We start from the raw sequence: 16,242 nt of genomic DNA, 5'->3' as shown, positions 1-16,242 counted from the left end.
GCCGCTGCCTACCCGCGCCGCCGTGGCCGTCGCCGTCGCGGCCGCGCGCGCCGCCGGCCTGCTCACCGGCGCGCTGCCCCGCGAGCGCCTCGGCGTCGTCGTCGCCGGGCACAACCTCACCGGCCGCTACGCGCAGCAGGTGGCGGCCACCCTCGGCCGTGCCCCGGCCCGCGTCCCGGGCCGGGCCGCGCTGCGGCTGCTCGACACCGATCACCTCGGCGTGCTCAGCCACGTGCTCGACGCGGCAGGGGAGGGCTGCCAGGTCGGTGCCGCCTCGGCCAGCGGCAATGTCGGCATCGTCACCGGCGCCCGTCTGGTGGCCGTCGGCGCCGTGGAGGCCTGCGTCGTCGTCGGCGCCCTGGCCGACCTCACCTCGGCCGAGACGCAGGCGCTGTTCAACCTCGGCGCGATGGCGGACGAGCCGTGCCGGCCATTCGACGCCGGGCATCGAGGTTTCGTACCAGGCCAGGGATGCGCCGCCCTCGTGCTGGAGCACCGCGACTCGGCCCGCGCGCGCGGCGCCACCGTGCAGGCCACCATCGTCGGCACCGCCGTGTGCCTCGACGCCAACAGCGGCCCCGACCCCGACGAGCACGGCGAGGCCCGCGCCATGACGGCCGCCCTCGCCGCGGCCGGCCGCACCCCCGGCGACGTCGGCTACGTCAACGCCCACGGCACCGGCTCCCCGCTCGGCGACCGCACCGAGGCGGCCGCCCTGTGCCGCGTTTTCGGCACCGGCCCGGACCGTCCCTGGGTCAACGCGACCAAGGCCCTCACCGGCCACTGCCTCTATGCCGCCGGGGTGGTGGAGGCCGTCGCGACCATCGCACAGCTGCGCGGCGGCTTTCTCCACCCCAACCCGCGCCTGACCCGCCCCATCGAGCCCGCCCTGCGACTCGTGGGCGCCGAACCGGTCGCCGCCCGCCCCGTCCTGGCGCTGTCCAACGGCTTCGGCTTCGGCGGCATCAACACCAGCATCGCCATCGCGGCCGAACCCGGGAGCCCGGCATGACGTCCCTGCAGCTCGGCACCGCCTGGATCGGCGGCCCGGCCGACGAGACCGGCGCACCCCTGCGGCTGTTCTGCTTCGCCCACGCCGGCGGCGGCGCCACCGCCTACCGCACCTGGCGCGAGCCGCTGCTGCCGCACGTCGCCCTCGCCCCGGTCCAGCTGCCCGGCCGCGAGTCCCGGCTGCGCGAACGCCCGGTGCGCAGCATGGACAACCTCATCGCGCCGCTCTGCGACGGCCTGCTGCCCATGCTGGACCGGCCCTTCGCCGTCTTCGGCCACAGCATGGGCGCCGCGATCGCCTTCGAGGTCGCCCACGAGCTCGCCCGCCGCGGCTGGGGCGCACCCGTCCGGCTCTTCGTCTCCGGCCGCCGCCCGCCGCACCTGCCCGCACGCCGGCCGCCGCTGCACCGCCTGCGCGACGAGCAGTTCGTGCCCGCGGTCAGCTCCCTCAACGGCATCCCCCGCGAGGTGCTCGACGCCCCGGACATCATGGCCCTGGTCCTGCCGACGCTGCGCGCCGACTTCGAGCTGAACGAGACGTACTGCCCGCGCCGCACGGACCTGCTGCGGTGCCCGGTGACCGCCCTGACCGGCGACGCCGACCCGGAGGTGACCGCTGACGAGATGGCCGCCTGGCGCGACACGACCCGCTCCTCCTTCGACCTGCACGTCTTCCCGGGCGACCACTTCTACCTCAGACCGGCCCGGGACGCGGTGCTCGCGACCGTCCTGGATCGTCTCGGCGGCACCTGACACATCGCGCTCGGCCGCGCCGTTGCGGCTCGGCCCGGGATACTTGCACATAGCAACATATTCATATGACATGTACGATGTCCGCTCGCCCGTGATCGGCGATTGCGCAGCCCGGGCGGGCTGCCCGGCGCTGCACATGTCGTGGAATCGTCATCGAATCGCCGGAGAAGCGTCATGGGCCGAGAGTGACGATGGATCGGGAGGTTCGGATGACGGTGTTGCATGAGTCCGATGGCGTCGACTTCCGGCTGGTGTGCGACGGTTGCGGCACGGCCGTGGAGCGTCTCGGCGCCAACTTGCACAACTGGGATCTGGCGTGGAGCTTCGTGAAGCGGCACGGCTGGATCGGTGACCGGTCCCGGCGGGGGCCGCACGGGTGCCCGCGATGCACGGCGCGCGCCGCGACCGCGCCCGACGGGTGACGGTGCTCCGGCGGGCGGCCGATTGTCACGGGAACGTCATGCCCCGCAACGATGTGGGCATGACGGGCGTCCGGGATAATTGCACTATGCACATGATTGTTCGGGTGGCCCGATGACCGCGCTGCTCAGCCGGGACGGCGCCGACTTCAGTCTGGTGTGCGACTCCTGCGGCTGGGTGATCGGCAATCTCGCGGCGTCGGCGGGCGACTGGCGCGGGGCCTGGAGCCTCTTCACGCTGGACGGATGGTGCGGCAGTGAGCTGGCGGTCGGGCCGCACGGCTGCGGCCGGTGCGGGCCGCCGACGTCGCTCGACGGCATCGTGGCCCGATCGCTGGACGCCCCCTCGGTCGTGCCGGCCGGACGGTCCGGCCCGCGGATGGTGCTGCAGCTGCTGCCGGACGTCCGCGCGATCGAACTGCGCGGCGAGCTCATGTGCACCGACGACGCGCGGCTCTGGGACATGCTGAGCGGCGACCCCGGCCCGTTCACGCATCTGCTGGTCGACGTCAGCCGGGTCGGGCGGCTGAGCTCCGCGACCGTGGACGTGCTCGTCCGCGCGGCGCAGCGCGCGTCCGCGGCCGGGGGTCGCGCGTGTCTGGTCGGCGCCGGTCCGGTCGTGGCCGGTGCGCTGCGGATGCTGTGCCTGGATCGCGTCCTGCCCATGCAGGCCGAGCGGGCGGCGGCGCTGGAGTGGCTGCGCTCGGGCCGACCGGTGGCGTGCTGAGCTGAACCGGCGCCGCGCGGGCGCCTCGAAGCTCCACCCGCGGTCGTGCGCGCCGCCGTGCGGGCGCGGGATGCCCGGCCGGCCGTCGTGGAGCATGGCCAGCACGCGGTCGTGGTCCGCCAGTGCACGTCCTGGCGCACACGGCCGCCACGAGTGCCGCGATTAGCTGCCTACTACAATGATTGCACTATGCAGCTATTATTGCGCGTGCCACGCGAGCGGCACCTGGTGTTGTGGGACCGGCTGCGGGGCGGCTCGGCCGGTCTGCTCTTCCTCGCCGTCGGCATCGGGGCCGGGGCGAGCCTGGGCGCGGTCGGCTTCCGCTGGCTCGTATCCGCCGCCACCGAGCTGTTCAGCGGCGCGTCCGACTACACCGCCCACCCGGGTGCCGCGCACCCGTTGCTGCCGTGGGCGGGCCGGTGGTTCGTGGTAGCGGCGCCAGTGGTGGCCGGGCTGCTGTACGGGCCGCTCATCCATCTCGGCGCCCGCGAGGCCCGGGGCCACGGGGTGCCGGAGGTCATGTACGCCGTCACCGCCCGCGGAGGCCGGATTCGCCCGCGGGTCGCGATCGTGAAGTCCGTCGCGAGCGCCCTGTGCATAGGCGGCGGCGGCTCGGTCGGCCGCGAAGGGCCGATCGTGCAGGTCGGCTCGGCGCTCGCCTCGGCCGCGGGGCAGGCGCTGCGGCTGCCGGACTCCCGGCTGCGCCTGCTCGTCGGGGCCGGCGCGGCCGGTGCCGTGTCGGCGACCTTCAACGCGCCGATCGCCGCGGTCTTCTTCTCCCTCGAGCTGATCCTCGCCGACTTCGCCGTCGAGTCGTTCGCCGCGGTCGTGCTGGCCTCGGTGACGTCGAGCGCTATCAGCCGGGCGCTGCTCGGCGACCACCCGTTCCTGGCGCTGCCGGCCTTCCACGTGGTCTCGCCGGTGGAGTACCTGTGGTATGCGGGACTCGGTCTGGTCGCGGCCATCGTCGGGGTCGGGTTCAGCCGGGTGCTGTACCTGGTCGAGGACGTCTGTGACCGCTGCTGGCGCGGGCCGGAGTGGCTGCGGCCGGCGGCCGGGGGCCTTCTGCTGGGAGGCGTCCTGCTCCTGCTGCCGGAGCTGTACGGGGTGGGGTATCCGGTCCTGGACCGCGCCGTCGCGGGCGGCTACCCGCTGCTGTTGCTGCTCCTGCTGCTGGTCGGCAAGATGCTGGCCGCGAGCCTGACGATCGGCATCGGCGGATCCGGGGGCGTCTTCGGCCCCACGCTGTTCATCGGCGCGATGCTCGGCGCCGCGGCCGGTGACGTCGCCCACGCCGTGATGCCCGGCCTGACCGCTCCGCCGGGCGCCTACGCGCTGGTCGGCATGGGCGCGGTGTTCGCCGGTGCGGCCCGCACGCCGATCACCGCGGTGGTCATGATCTTCGAGCTGACGGGTGAGTACTCGGTCGTGCTGCCGCTGATGGTCGCCGTCGCCCTGGCCGCCGGCGCCTCGCGGCTGGTGTCCACCGACACGATCTACACGCGGAAGCTGCATCGGCGTGGTATCGACCTGGGCCGGGACCATCGGCCGACACTGCCGGTGCCGACCGTGGATGCGGTGGCGGGGCCGTTGCCGACCGCGCTGCCGGCGGACGCCGGGCTGGCGGAGGTGGCCGAACGGTTCGCGGCCGGCGGGCATGACGCGCTGCCGGTCGTCGACGATCGGGGCCGGCTGCGCGGCGTGGTGCCCGCCGTGGAGGTGGAGCGCGCGCTGCGCGACGACGCCGGCGGCGTGACCGCGGCCGACCTGGCCTCCACCGTGCCGGTGCTGCGGGCCGGGCAGCCCCTCGACGAGGCTCTCGACGCGGTGGTCCGCGCCGGTGGGCTCGGCCTGCCGGTGGAGCGCGATGACTGCCTGGTCGGCTGGGTTACGCACCGGGACATCCTGGCCGCCGTCACGACCCGCCCGCAGCCGTGGGCCACCGCACCGGGCCCGTGAGGACCCCCGGGTGCCGGCGTCAGCTGTCCGGGCTCTCGAGCTCCTCGTCCACGGACGGGAAACCGAGCCACCACTCACTCTCCGGCGGCTCACCGGCGGCGGCGGCGAAGGCGCGCAGTGCCGGGGCGACCGCCGGGTGCCAGACCTCCGCCGTCGCGGCGACGATGTCGGACAGCTGCTCGCGGCGGCTCTCCGTCACCTGCTGGACGAGCCGCCGACCGGCCGCCGTCAGTGTGAGCCGCACCACACGCCGGTCGGAGGTCGGCCGCGAGCGGCGGGCCAGGCCCTTGCGGACCAGTCGGTCGCACATGCGGGTGCCGGTCGACGGGGCGACCTGCAACTCGGCCGAGATGTCGGCCACCCGCTGCGGTCCGCGCGCGGCCAGGACGACGAGGGCGCGGTACTGCGGCAGCGTGACGTCGGGATCGATGTCGGCCAGGGACCGGGCGGCGATGCCGACCAGCGCCCGGCTCGCCGTCAGCAGTGCCTCGACGGCCTCGGGGCCGGCGATGGCGGCATCAACCGCGCGTGCGTCCTTGGGCATGCGCCAACCCTAGAGCGTCGGCGGATCCTCCACGAAACCCCCCGCGCAGGCGGGACAACGGTGCCACCACATCTCGCGGAGCCGTTCCGCCTGCCACCCCGAGGCCTGTGCCCGAGCCCAGAGGGTCTCCGGGTCGGCCCCCGCGACCCGCAGGGTGGCACCGCAGCGGTCGCACGAGACCTCCACGGCCCTCGGATTCGTGGTGACGATCATGACGGGGTCACCTCCGGACGGTCAGGCGTCCGCCGCCGCGACGGCGTAGATGGACACGGTGCGCTGGCAGCGGACGCCGTCGAGCTCGAAGGCGGCCGGGAACCCGGTGTCGGGCTGGTCCAAGGTTCCCGAGAGGGTGACCCGCACCGGCGTGGCGCGGTCGGGCGAGCCCTCGCCCGTCACGACGACGAGTGAGCCGGACTGGCTGACGGTCGAGCCGGAGGCGCTGGTCACCCGCTGCCCGGGTGGCGCGGTGAAGCGCAAGGTCCACGACTGCGTGCTCGCCGCGGTCACGGCGACATCCGCGGTGAACGTCGTCGGGGTGCGGTGTCCGACGTACCGGACCGAGCATGCGCCGCCGGTGTCCGACGGCGGCCCGCCGGCGGTCGCGGCGGGCGTCGACCACAGCGGGCGCATCCAGCCGCCCGCGGCGAGGAGCGCCGCCGCGGCAATCAGGACGGCCGGGCGTCGCCAGCCGCGCGCGGGGCCGGAGCGCCATGGGACCGTGCACGGATGCCGGGGACGCTCGGGCCCGCGCGTCTCGCCGGGCGCAGTGTGCACGGCAGGCGCCGGATCGGCCCCGTCCGCGTGCCGTGCCAGCGCGTCACGAAGGACCTCGCCGAGGTGACGGCTGGACGGGCGAAATGCCGGGTCGTCGGCCAGGCACGCGTCGACGGCCGCGACGACCTCTGCCGGGACCTCCGTCGCCGGCGGCAGGGACACCCCCGGCGAGGCCAGGCGCTCGCGAACGAGCGCATGGCGGGCCACCGCGGTCCACGGCAGAACGCCGGTCAGCATGTGGTACAGCACGAGCCCGAGCGCGTACACGTCGGTGGCGCTCGTGACCGGCTCGCCGCGCAACTGCTCCGGAGCCATGTACTCCGGAGTGCCGAGCAGCACGCGCGCGGCGCGGCCGTCGGCGGCACCGATGATCGAGGCGAGCCCGAAGTCGACGACCTTCACGCCCGAGCGGGTGAGCATGATGTTGCCCGGCTTGATGTCGCGATGGACGACGCGGTGCCGGTGCGCGGCCGCGAGCCCGTCGGCGACCTGCGCGGCGATGCGCACGGCTTCGCGCCAGGGCACCGCCCCGGGGCCACGGAGGCGATGGTCGAGCGTCTCGCCGTCGACGTACTCCATCACCAGGTACGGCACCGCCCGGCCCAGCCCGCGCACCCGGTGTCCGGCGTCATGGATCGCGGCGACGTTCGGATGATTGATCCGGGCGGCCGCCTTGGCCTCGGTGACGGCGCGTTCGCGAGCGCGGGCCGAGCCGGCGAGCTCGGGCAGGAGCAGTTTGACCGCCACGGTCCGGTCGAGGCGGGTGTCGACGGCGCGCCACACCTCCGCCATGCCGCCCGAGCCGGCCTGGCTCACCAGCCGGTACCGACGGGCGATCGTCGACATCGCGCAACCTCCCTCGGCGGCAACGGGCACCAAACCCGCACATTACCGAGGCGTTTTCGCCTGCGGCCAGGCTCGGGCGCCTCGAGCGGCGCATTGACACGGGACCGTCATATCCGAGGCCCGCGCACGCACCGTCAGACGGCCGGCCGATTGCGGTCGACCACGAGGGCGTACCGCTCGACGCTGCGTATCAGCCCGACCAGCTGGGCGAAATCCACGGGTTTGCGCAAGAAGTGCGCGGATGGCACGCCGAAGTCGAGCAACATGCTCTCCTCGACGTCCGAGCCGGTGAGCACGACCACCGTCAGGTCCCGCAGCCGCGGGTCGGCGACCACCCGGTCGAGCACCACGCGCCCGTCGACGCCGGGCAGGTTCAGGTCCAGCAGCAGGATGTCGGGCACCGGCGCGTCCCGGTAGGCGCCGCGCCGTTCGAGGTACTCCAGCGCGCGGCGTCCGTCGCCCAGGACGGTCACCGGGTTGCGGAGGCGGTGCTCCCGGAACTCGTCGAGTGTGAACGCGACGTCGCCGGGGTCGTCCTCGACCAGCAGAATCCGGACCAACGGCAGCGATCCGCTCGTCGGTTCGGTCACTGCGCGCATCCTTTCCGACGTAGGGCCGCCCCCGTCGTATGCATGCAGTATACAACTAATGCATTACGCAGCCGTCACTGGCGCCGGTGCAGGACGAACCCCGGGCCGGTAGCGTTCCGGCGTGGGTATCTACCTGGTCAACATCAGCGCCGCGAACTGGGCGCAGGACGCATGCGCGCCGCTGCTCGACGAGGCGCTCGCCGCGCGGAACCTGCCGCCCTACCCCGGCCCGCCGGCCACGGCCGGGGACTTCGAGGAGAAACTCGCCCCGAGCATGGACGACTTCGCCGACATGTGCGCGCGGCACGACGCGGCGGAGTTCCTCGACGCCTCGCTGATCGTGCCGGTGGACTTCGCCGGCCTGATCGAGCTAGCCGTGGCGAGCAACTACGACGACGTGACGACGGTGTTCAGCGCGCAGCGGCTGCTGGCGGCGATCGCCCCGATCGCCGCCGAGGTCGGCATTCCCGCCGACCTGCCGAGCGGGCCGCTGGCGCTGGACGACCCGCTCACCTTCTACGTGGCACTGTTTCAGCAGGCGGCCGAGCACTCACTGCGGCACGGCTGCCCACTCACCTACGTCTAGCCGCCGGGTCATTGCGGATAGTCGGCCGGGTCGACCGAGTCGGTGTGCGCGTTGCCACCGGTGGACGCCTTGAGGGTGATTTCCCAGGTGGTGTACTGCCTGCTGGTGGTCTTGAAATCGATGGGATCCGTGAACTTCGACAGGTCGCAGTTGCGGGTGAAGCCGGAGATGCCCGCGTCCCAGTCCGCCCCGCTCGCCATGTAGACGTCGTAGCTGCCGTCCCGCACGCGCTTGACCTTGAACGTCTGGCCGGCCGAGATGTAGAACGTCGTGGCGGCGGCCTTCGTACCCTTCGGCACGAGGCTCACCACGACGTCGCTGTCGCCGCCGCCGTTGTTGACCGTGAACTCGCCCGAGCCGTTGAGCGTGCCCTTCTTCACATACGTGCCGTTGGCCAGCTTGCGGTCCTGCTGGGGGACAGGCCCCGGCAGCCACGCGCCGAAGGTGAACGTCGTCCCGAAGGCCTTGACTGCCTCCCGGACCTCGTTCGCCGCCACCGAGCCGGTCACCTGCGAGACCGCCGAGGAGCCGGCGCACACCTCGCCCCGCTGCACGGTCACGGCCAGGTTGCTGAAACCGTTGCTGGACGACGAGAACGCCCGCATGAGGTGCTCGTGGCCGTCCTTCGCCTCCGGGGGCGCGGTCAGGTACGCCAGCCGGGCCTCGCTGTCCTTGGCCGCCTTGGACAGTGCCGTCGCCGCCTCGGACGTCGCGGTCCGGTTGCCCGCCCCGGCGACCTTCTGCCACGCCGGCCCGAGCAGGCCGTCGACCTCGGTGAGAATTGCCTGGTACTCGGCGACGGACATCGCCTTCGGCGGGCTCGACGGCTCGCTCGAGGCCTTACCCGAGGGCGAGGCGTCCGTTTTACGATCACCGACGACAACGAACGCGGCGACTCCACCGGCGGAGCACAGGAGCAGGAGCACGACAACGACAACGCCGACGATCAGCCCGGTCCTGGACCGCTTCGGCGCGACCGGCGCTCCGACGGGCCAGCCCGCACCGGGACCGCCGGCGTACCCACCGGGCCCCGGCGCTTGCCAAACCGGCACGTCACCGGTCGGCATTCCGGGGCCGGGCATCGCATAGCCGGGCGCTATGGGGGCGGGCATCCCGGACGTCGGAGCCGCGGCTGCCGGCATCCCGGGGCCGGGCATGCCGGACGTCGGCATCTCACCGGTCGGCATCGCGGGGCCGGGCATCGCATAGCCGGGCGCTGCGGGTGCCGGCATCCCGGACGTCGGAGCGGCAGCTGCCGGCATCCCGGGGCCGGGCATCGCAAAGTCGGGTGCTGCGTGGGCGGGCATCCCGGACGTCGGAGCGGCAGCTGCCGGCATCCCGGACCCCGGCGCTTGCCAAACCGGCACGTCACCGGTCGGCATCGCGGGGCTGGGCATCGCAAAGCCGGGCGCTGTGGGGGCGGGCATCCCGGACGTCGGAGCCGCAGGTGCCGGCATCCCGGAGGCAGGCACCCCGGACGTCGGTACCGCACCGGTCGACGGCGTGCCCGAGGCCGGCTCGGTGGCGTCGGGCACGCTCGAACCGGGCTGGTCCGGGCCCGGCCCGACGGGGGAGGATGGCGTTGTCACGCGAGCACGGTACAGGTCGAGAGGCGCACGCACGACCCCGCTTTGTTTCAGCGCGAACACCAGCCAGAGTCGGCCATCTGACGAGCTCGTCGACGGACGACGAGGACGGCCACCGCACGTTCGTCATGGCGTCCGGATGCTACGGGTGCTGGCTGCCGCCGGGGCCTGTAAGTGAAGTGCGCCGTTCCTGAGCCGGGTAGTACTCGACGGGTCCGAGCCGCGTACGGAGCGTGACGATCGTCGGCGAGCCGCGGCGCGCGATCGGCGGCAGATCCTGCCTGCACCCGCAGTTGCCACCTCACCCCAGCTCGACAACGGCATGACGACGTGTCTGGCCGCGGGGGAGGACTGGGCTGAGTGCCGATCGCCGGCGACGGACGGCTGGCCGTGCTCAGTCGCCGATGAACCAGAGATAGCGGTGGGGCCTGCAGGCATGCGTTCCTATCAGTACGCCTAGCGCGCGGGCAGTACTGAGCGCCACGCCGTCGAGTTCGGGCTGGATCGCCGCCAGTTCCTCGAGCACTGCCGACATCTGGCTCCGGTTGAAGATCGTGTTCCCGTAGGGATCGACGTGCGCAAGCATGGGAAACCTATGGTGATCCTCTGGCCGGACAAAGGGGTCGTACCACCCAGGCGGCAACGGCGGTGGGACGAGATGCAGTACGTCATGCAGGCTCGCCAGCCGCTGGTGACCTTCGTCGCGAACCCAGACACTGATTGGCACCGGTTCATTATCGACGTTCGGGCCGCCCCGGGAACTGCAGCCCATCACACGCCCGCCGGGAAAGCTCTGCGCCGTCCGAGGTCGTCGCTCGATGTCGCGACCGTGTTCTGCCGCCGCGCAGTACTCGTGGCCCGACGTGGGCGTTTTGCGTGCAGTTTGCGCCGGGAACCGTCCTGCGGCCGCCGCAACTGGACACGTGTTTTCAGCGGCCTCGCACCGCGGTACTAGCCTCCGCTGCATGCCTGACGATCACGTGTACGGTGTGCGGCTCTTCGTCCCAGGGGCTGCGGCGACGCTGGCTCAGTGGCAGGGCTCGCTCGGGCGTTCCGGTCTGACGCTCGACGGCCAGTCGCTCACATCGCAGAACTTCGGCTTTCGTGCTCTGGCGGAGTGGGTGGAGAACGACGGCTCGTTCAGCCAGGCGTTCGGTTACGGCACGATGTCGGTGGAGGAGCAGCACGCCGTCGCCGCGGCCGGCAGTGCCTTGGTCCTGGACCTGCCGGTGTACCTCGGTGCGGCGGCGGGAGAAGTGGCGATGCTGATCGCCGCGCTGGGCGACGCCGGCGCACTGGGAGTGCGGCTCGAGCAGTCGAAGTTGGGCTGGCCCGTCACACACTGGATTCGGGGTCTCGAGAGCGGCGACCCGTGGATGCTGTACCGCTGCGCCGTCGTGGTACTCCAGGATCGCGATGTGTCGCGATCGTGCGGCATGCACGCGTTCGGTTTGCCGGATGCGCAGGTCGAGGCCTCACCGTCCGAGGCCAACCAGATTCTCGGCTCGTTCAACGTGTATCAACTGGCAGAGGACCCCGTGCTGGTGAGTGGCGATACCTTCCGGCCCGACCTGGGTACCCCTCGCCGCCGCCTTGAGCGCTGGCCCGACGGCGGGTATCCGCCGGGCCACGCTTGCCACAACCCCTTTGGCGCCTGGCGTCTGGGCGCTGAGGGAGGTGAGGCGGATTCGCGGAGCGAACTTCGACCCGTGTTCATTCCCTCGCTGGCGGCCGTCCTCACCGCCGCCGAGGACGAGGCCGGTCGGCACCTCCGCCGCGAAGAGGTGGAACGCCTCACCGGCGAAGGTACCTGCATGATGATGACCCACGCCGATGCGCAGCGGCTCGAACGCAGCCGCGGTTACGCAGACCTCGAGCCCGAGTTCGCCTGGAGGCAATGGCAGGTCCTGCGCGAGTCCAGAGGCTGACATCACAGCGACCCAGCGCGAGTATCAGATCGAATGTGCCGTCATCGGCAGATCATGGCACCTTCGCGCCGTTTCGGCCCGTCACCGAACGTAGCCCAAGTGGAAGTCGCCGCGCACCATCGGCGGCAGCGCAGACGGCGGCGGCCCCGACCCGTCCGGGCCACGGCCGCCGACGTACCCGCGGTTGAGCGCTGCCGCTGTGGACCTCCGCAGGAGGGATCAGGGGTGAGCGAGCACCGGCTCGGCGCCCCCCGCGCTCTCGGCGCTCTCGGTGACGGCCTGATGTTCGGGGCGCGGGGTGTTCATCAGGACAACGACGACCAGCGCGCCGACCAGGAGGATCCCCGCGGCCCAGGTGCCGGCTGTCGCGAAGCCTTCCAGCATCGCCTTCTTGGCGACGGCCGGGCTGTGGCCCTGCGTGGCATGCGAGGCCAAGTAGGTCGCGGTCGCGCTGGTGGCGATGGTGTTGAGCAGCGCGGTACCGATGGAGCTGCTGATCTGCTGCGCGGTGTTGACGCTGGCCGAGGCGACGCCCGCGTCGCGCCGGTCGACGCCGTGGGTGGCGTAGTTGAAGGCCACCGGCATGATCATGCCCGTCCCGAAGCCGAGCAGGAGTCCCGAGACCAGCACGCCCTTGACGTAGGCGGTGTCGGTCTCCATGGTGCGCAGCCACAGCATGCCGGCGGCGATGAGCAGCATGCCCGGCACGATCAGCATCCGCGGTGGGACCTTGGGCAGCAGCCGGGTGGCGAGCCCGCCGGCCGACATCAGGACCGCCACGGTCATCGGGAGGAAGGCCACGCCCGTCCTGATCGGCGAGTATCCCTTGACGGCCTGCAGGTAGTAGGTCATGAAGAGGAACGCCCCGAACATTGCGACCATGGCCAGTCCCACGCTCAGGTAGGCGCCGCCGCGGGTTCGGTTGGCGATCAGGCGCGGCGGCAGCATTGGCTGTGACACCCGGCTCTCGACGAAGGCGAACGCGGCGAGCAGTACCGCGCCGGCGGCCAGCAGGCCGATGACCTCCGCCGAGGCCCAGCCGTCGGACTCGGCCCGGCCGGTGGCGTACACGATCGCGATCAACCCGCCGGTAACCAGCAGTACGCCGGGGATGTCGAACCGGGCCGTGCCCTCGCGCCGTGACTCGGGCAGCAGCGCGTATCCGCCCACCACCGCGATCAGGGCGATCGGGACGCTGACGTACAGGCACCAGCGCCAGTCCAGGTAGTCGGTCAGCGCCCCGCCGGCCAGCAGCCCGATCGCGCCGCCCACCGCGGTGATGGCGCCCCAGATCCCGAACGCCTTGGCGCGCTCCTTGGGCTGAGTGAACGTCACGGTCACCAGCGACAGCGCGGACGGCCCGAGCAGCGCGGCGAACCCTCCCTGCAGGGCGCGGGCGCACAGCAGCATCTCGAAGTTGTCCGCCGCGCCGCCGAGCGCCGACGCGCCGGCGAAGCCGAGCAGTCCGATCAGGAAAGTCCGCTTGCGGCCGGTGTGGTCGGCGATGCGGCCGCCGAGTAGCAGCAGGCTGCCGAACGCCAGCGTGTATGCGGTGATGACCCACTGCCGGTCGCCGTCGGAGATCCCCAGGTCCCGCTGGAGCGACGGCAGCGCGATGTTCACGACGGTCCCGTCCAGAACGATCATGAGCTGGGCCAGCCCTATGAAGAACAGTGCGGCCCAGCGGCGCGAGTCGGCCGGCGGAGGCGGCGCTTTCGTGGTTGCCATGACTTCGTCCTCACTCATGGTGTTGCGTGCCGCCCGGGTTGTTCGCGCGGCGTCCTGACGATCACAGGACGCCGGCGACCCGGGTCCTGTAACAGCGCGGGTGTATGACGTGGGTCATCGCTCGGGGGTGTTACAAAGCGGTGGCGAGCGGCGTCTAGTGCGTGTGGCGGGACGAAGGTCGAACAGGCAGGAGCCGGGCATGAGCCAGAGCGGCGAACGAACGACGGACACAGCCAGGTCGCTCGATCGTGGCGACGGGGTGGACTCCGTGGATTCGGCAACCGAGGTGTTCGTTGCCCATCGCAATCTGTTGTTCACCGTCGCCTACGAGATGCTCGGCTCGGCCTCCGACGCCGAGGATGTCCTGCAGGAAGCCTGGCTGCGATGGGTGGGCGTCGACTTGGCCACGGTCCGGGAGGAGCGCGCCTACCTGGTGCGGATCGTCACCCGGCAGGCGCTGGACCGGCTGCGTGCGCTCCATCGGCGTAAGGAGTCCTACGTCGGGCCGTGGCTGCCCGAGCCGCTGCTGACCACGCCCGATGTGGCCGAGGACGTCGAATTGGCCGACAGCGTGTCGATGGCGATGCTGCTGGTGCTGGAGACGCTCGCGCCGATCGAGCGGGCGGTGTTCGTACTGCGCGAGGTGTTCGATCTGGAGTACGACGAGATCGCCGAAGCCGTCGACAGAACCCCGGCTGCGGTCCGTCAGGTCGCCTACCGGGCGCGGGCGCACGTCGCCGCGCGCCGGCCGCGCGGCGTCGCCTCCCCGGCCCAGACCCGAGCCGCACTCGGGGCTTTCCAGCGCGCGATTGAAACCGGCGACCTGCAGAGCCTGCTCGACATCCTGGCGCCGGACGTCGTCGCCCTCAGCGACGGCGGCGGTATCAAACGTGCCCTTCTTCGTCCCATCGTGGGAGCCGGCAAGGTGGCTCGCTTGCTGGCCGCCGGCTGGTGGAAGCGCGACGCCCAAAGGTCGGTCGAGGTCGTACAGATCAATGGTGGTCCGGGGCTGCTGGTCCGAGTCAATGGGGAGATCGACGGCGTGTTGGCGGTGCGGGTCGAGAACGGCTATGTCGCCGGCGCCTACCACGTGCGCAATCCCGAGAAGCTGTCGCGCGTGGAGCGGGAGACCGCCATGAGTCGCTGAGGCCGGCCGGATCTTGGTACCGAAGGTCAGGAGATGACGTCGCAACCGGCCGGAATGTCGGCCGGGATCGCCGTGAGCTCGTTGCCGGTCAGGTGCAGCACGGCGAGGCCGGTGAGGTTGCCGATGCTGTCCGGCAGCGCGACGTGGCGACAGCGTCGGTGGCGACAGGGACGACCCCACCGGCGTGCACGGTCGGCGGCGGAGCAGGGCGTTTCAGCGGCGCGAGGCTGACCAGCCCTACCGGTCGTGGGAACCGCCCTCAATGACGCTCCATGCCCCCGCCGCACGCATCATCCAAGTCAAGGTGCCGACACCCGCAGGGTCCTCAAACACTTCGACTTCAATCCAGAATTCGGAATCATCGTTGGTCCCGCCGTTCCACCAGCGCCACGAGCGCTGCGGGTCGGATGAGTAGTCAAACCATGCGATCCAGTTGGCGAAGGTCCACGGCTGCTCTGCTTGGTAGCGACGCTTTCCCGCTTCGTCGAGCGCCCTCCAAGCCCGTAGCTCCTCCTCGGCCCGGGCCATGGACATCTCCGGGGCGCAGGCACGCACGAACCAGTCCGGTGTGTGGGCCTTCCAGTCCTCGACGCTGACTGGCAGCGCATCTCGCGGCGGAATCCAGTGCGTGACCGCGATCAATAGCTCCTTGCAGCGATCAAGCGAAGCCTGTGAGTGACCCTCGGTCTTGCCGACGAAGCGTCGGAGCACGCCCTCGGGGTTCCCTTGGGGACCTCGGAAGATTCGGACTCCCTCGACCGTGCGCGTCATGCATCCAGTCTCTCAGGACGGCAAGGCGAGACGAGCGAGTGCCGACCGGGCAGCGGATCCGAACGCCCGGCCATCGGCACGACAGAACGCCTCCGCCTCGCTGAGACGGGCCATCACCGTGGCTATGATCGCCCGGGTTGGTCGAGCTGGGTGGGGAGTGCAGATGCGGGTCGGGATCTCCGGGACGCACGGAATCGGGAAGACGACGCTGGTTGAGGCGCTGTCCGCACACCTTCCGGGCCACGTCGTCGTCGACGAGCCGTATTACATGCTCGAAGAGGAGGGCTACGAGTTTCAGTTCCCGCCCTCGCTGGAGGATTACCGGGTCATGCTGGCCCGCTCGGTGCAAAGCCTGTGCTCGCCGCCGCCCCCGACCGGTGTGATCTTCGATCGGACGCCGCTGGACTATCTCGCCTATCTGGCGGCGTCTGGTGCGGACCCCGCCGAGGAGGTCGACGGTGCCGTGTTGCGGCGGGCGTTCGCCGGTCTGGACCTGCTGGTCTTCATGGTGATCACACCCGGGACGGAGCGGATGCTGCCGGCAGCGGAGTTGCCGGGCCTTCGCTCGCGAGCGAACGCTGTGATGCTGGAGCTGGTGTACGAGGACCCGTTGGACGCCTGGGCGGACACGCCCGTGCTGGAGCTGAACGGACCGCTCGAAAGCCGGTTGCACACGGTCCTCACCGCGTTGCAACAGATTCCGAAGCAGGGTTCAGGTCAGGCCTGACAACACTTCGGTGTCGGGAGCTGCTGCGCACCCGGCCGGTCTCGGTCCGCCCAGTCCGCGCGGGAGGGCACAGGGACCGGGGGGGGGGAGGGGCGGGGGTGGGAGTTGTGGTTGATGTTGAGATTTTGAAAGGTCGGGAGAGCGTG

Annotated in this window: 16 protein-coding genes; 9 read left to right on the top strand and 7 right to left on the bottom strand. The window is 71.6% G+C overall.

Annotated features, from left to right (window positions below):
* From ABT369_RS56730 to ABT369_RS56710, 5 genes are all read left to right on the top strand, one after another.
* The coding region (locus tag ABT369_RS56730; RefSeq protein WP_350626897.1) for a beta-ketoacyl synthase N-terminal-like domain-containing protein at positions 1 to 1,012 on the top strand (1,012 nt) is incomplete at its 5' end.
* Positions 1,009 to 1,764 carry a thioesterase II family protein gene (locus ABT369_RS56725; RefSeq protein ID WP_350626895.1) on the top strand — a complete coding sequence of 252 codons (756 nt, stop codon included), beginning with the start codon at positions 1,009 to 1,011 and terminating at the stop codon, positions 1,762 to 1,764. The genes ABT369_RS56730 and ABT369_RS56725, both read left to right, overlap by 4 nt.
* A 209-nt stretch (positions 1,765 to 1,973) precedes the next feature.
* The gene (locus tag ABT369_RS56720; RefSeq protein WP_350626893.1) at positions 1,974 to 2,186 is read left to right on the top strand and encodes a hypothetical protein; all 213 of its coding nucleotides are present in this window, start codon (positions 1,974 to 1,976) and stop codon (positions 2,184 to 2,186) included.
* A 112-nt stretch (positions 2,187 to 2,298) separates the two neighbouring features.
* Positions 2,299 to 2,910 (top strand): STAS domain-containing protein, encoded by a 612-nt coding sequence (locus ABT369_RS56715; protein WP_350626891.1) that lies wholly within the window; start codon positions 2,299 to 2,301, stop codon positions 2,908 to 2,910.
* Positions 2,911 to 3,117: 207 nt separating this feature from the next.
* On the top strand, positions 3,118 to 4,869 hold the full coding sequence (locus ABT369_RS56710) for a chloride channel protein (protein WP_350626889.1): 1,752 nt from the start codon (positions 3,118 to 3,120) through the stop codon (positions 4,867 to 4,869).
* Positions 4,870 to 4,888: 19 nt separating this feature from the next.
* Here ABT369_RS56710 and ABT369_RS56705 read toward each other — a convergent pair whose 3' ends face one another.
* The 3 genes from ABT369_RS56705 to ABT369_RS56695 all read right to left on the bottom strand — a co-directional run bounded on the left by ABT369_RS56705 (position 4,889) and on the right by ABT369_RS56695 (position 7,623).
* Positions 4,889 to 5,413 (bottom strand): MarR family winged helix-turn-helix transcriptional regulator, encoded by a 525-nt coding sequence (locus tag ABT369_RS56705; RefSeq protein ID WP_350626887.1) that lies wholly within the window; start codon positions 5,411 to 5,413, stop codon positions 4,889 to 4,891.
* Between the two features lie 234 nt (positions 5,414 to 5,647).
* Positions 5,648 to 7,033, bottom strand: coding sequence for a serine/threonine-protein kinase (locus ABT369_RS56700; protein ID WP_350626885.1), 1,386 nt, complete (start codon positions 7,031 to 7,033; stop codon positions 5,648 to 5,650).
* Positions 7,034 to 7,167: 134 nt separating this feature from the next.
* Positions 7,168 to 7,623 carry a response regulator gene (locus tag ABT369_RS56695; RefSeq protein WP_350626883.1) on the bottom strand — a complete coding sequence of 152 codons (456 nt, stop codon included), beginning with the start codon at positions 7,621 to 7,623 and terminating at the stop codon, positions 7,168 to 7,170.
* A gap of 121 nt (positions 7,624 to 7,744) precedes the next feature.
* Between ABT369_RS56695 and ABT369_RS56690 the strand changes: the two genes are divergently transcribed.
* Positions 7,745 to 8,209, top strand: coding sequence for a hypothetical protein (locus ABT369_RS56690; RefSeq protein WP_350626881.1), 465 nt, complete (start codon positions 7,745 to 7,747; stop codon positions 8,207 to 8,209).
* An 8-nt stretch (positions 8,210 to 8,217) separates the two neighbouring features.
* On the opposite strand, the gene ABT369_RS56685 is transcribed toward ABT369_RS56690, so the two are convergent.
* A complete protein-coding gene (locus ABT369_RS56685; RefSeq protein WP_350626879.1) occupies positions 8,218 to 9,015 on the bottom strand; it encodes a hypothetical protein in 798 nt (265 codons plus the stop codon).
* A gap of 1,174 nt (positions 9,016 to 10,189) precedes the next feature.
* Positions 10,190 to 10,522: a hypothetical protein gene (locus tag ABT369_RS56680; protein ID WP_350626877.1), complete on the bottom strand. Its 333-nt coding sequence runs from the start codon at positions 10,520 to 10,522 to the stop codon at positions 10,190 to 10,192.
* Between the two features lie 238 nt (positions 10,523 to 10,760).
* Here ABT369_RS56680 and ABT369_RS56675 point away from each other — a divergent pair, with 238 nt between their 5' ends.
* Entirely contained in the window at positions 10,761 to 11,723 is a 963-nt protein-coding gene (locus ABT369_RS56675; RefSeq protein WP_350626875.1) for a DUF4261 domain-containing protein, read from the top strand.
* 219 nt (positions 11,724 to 11,942) lie between these two features.
* On the opposite strand, the gene ABT369_RS56670 is transcribed toward ABT369_RS56675, so the two are convergent.
* Positions 11,943 to 13,451, bottom strand: a complete 1,509-nt coding sequence (locus tag ABT369_RS56670; RefSeq protein WP_350626873.1) for an MFS transporter — start codon at positions 13,449 to 13,451, stop codon at positions 11,943 to 11,945.
* 331 nt (positions 13,452 to 13,782) lie between these two features.
* On the opposite strand from ABT369_RS56670, the gene ABT369_RS56665 reads away from it, so the two are divergent.
* The gene (locus tag ABT369_RS56665; RefSeq protein ID WP_502891965.1) at positions 13,783 to 14,598 is read left to right on the top strand and encodes an RNA polymerase sigma-70 factor; all 816 of its coding nucleotides are present in this window, start codon (positions 13,783 to 13,785) and stop codon (positions 14,596 to 14,598) included.
* 237 nt (positions 14,599 to 14,835) lie between these two features.
* Here ABT369_RS56665 and ABT369_RS56660 read toward each other — a convergent pair whose 3' ends face one another.
* Positions 14,836 to 15,369: a hypothetical protein gene (locus ABT369_RS56660; RefSeq protein ID WP_350626869.1), complete on the bottom strand. Its 534-nt coding sequence runs from the start codon at positions 15,367 to 15,369 to the stop codon at positions 14,836 to 14,838.
* Between the two features lie 163 nt (positions 15,370 to 15,532).
* Between ABT369_RS56660 and ABT369_RS56655 the strand changes: the two genes are divergently transcribed.
* Complete coding sequence (locus ABT369_RS56655) at positions 15,533 to 16,096, top strand: ATP/GTP-binding protein (protein WP_350626867.1); 564 nt, start codon at positions 15,533 to 15,535, stop codon at positions 16,094 to 16,096.
* Positions 16,097 to 16,242: the final 146 nt, after the last annotated feature.

Origin of the sequence: Dactylosporangium sp. NPDC000244, assembly GCF_040300725.1 — a bacterium.
Taxonomy (GTDB): Bacteria; Actinomycetota; Actinomycetes; order Mycobacteriales; family Micromonosporaceae; genus Dactylosporangium.
Note: the sequence above shows the minus strand (reverse complement) of the source record. Positions and strands in the feature narration are given on the sequence as shown.

Bases quoted from the DNA above. Each gene is read 5' to 3' on its own strand.
- ABT369_RS56725 (WP_350626895.1), top strand. From the start codon at position 1,009: ATGACGTCCCTGCAGCTCGGCACCGCCTGGATCGGCGGCCCGGCCGAC.
- ABT369_RS56720 (WP_350626893.1), top strand. From the start codon at position 1,974: ATGACGGTGTTGCATGAGTCCGATGGCGTCGACTTCCGGCTGGTGTGC.
- ABT369_RS56715 (WP_350626891.1), top strand. From the start codon at position 2,299: ATGACCGCGCTGCTCAGCCGGGACGGCGCCGACTTCAGTCTGGTGTGC.
- ABT369_RS56705 (WP_350626887.1), bottom strand. From the start codon at position 5,413: ATGCCCAAGGACGCACGCGCGGTTGATGCCGCCATCGCCGGCCCCGAG.
- ABT369_RS56700 (WP_350626885.1), bottom strand. From the start codon at position 7,033: ATGTCGACGATCGCCCGTCGGTACCGGCTGGTGAGCCAGGCCGGCTCG.
- ABT369_RS56685 (WP_350626879.1), bottom strand. From the start codon at position 9,015: ATGTCCGTCGCCGAGTACCAGGCAATTCTCACCGAGGTCGACGGCCTG.
- ABT369_RS56675 (WP_350626875.1), top strand. From the start codon at position 10,761: ATGCCTGACGATCACGTGTACGGTGTGCGGCTCTTCGTCCCAGGGGCT.
- ABT369_RS56670 (WP_350626873.1), bottom strand. From the start codon at position 13,451: ATGGCAACCACGAAAGCGCCGCCTCCGCCGGCCGACTCGCGCCGCTGG.
- ABT369_RS56665 (WP_502891965.1), top strand. From the start codon at position 13,783: ATGCTCGGCTCGGCCTCCGACGCCGAGGATGTCCTGCAGGAAGCCTGG.
- ABT369_RS56660 (WP_350626869.1), bottom strand. From the start codon at position 15,369: ATGACGCGCACGGTCGAGGGAGTCCGAATCTTCCGAGGTCCCCAAGGG.
- ABT369_RS56655 (WP_350626867.1), top strand. From the start codon at position 15,533: ATGCGGGTCGGGATCTCCGGGACGCACGGAATCGGGAAGACGACGCTG.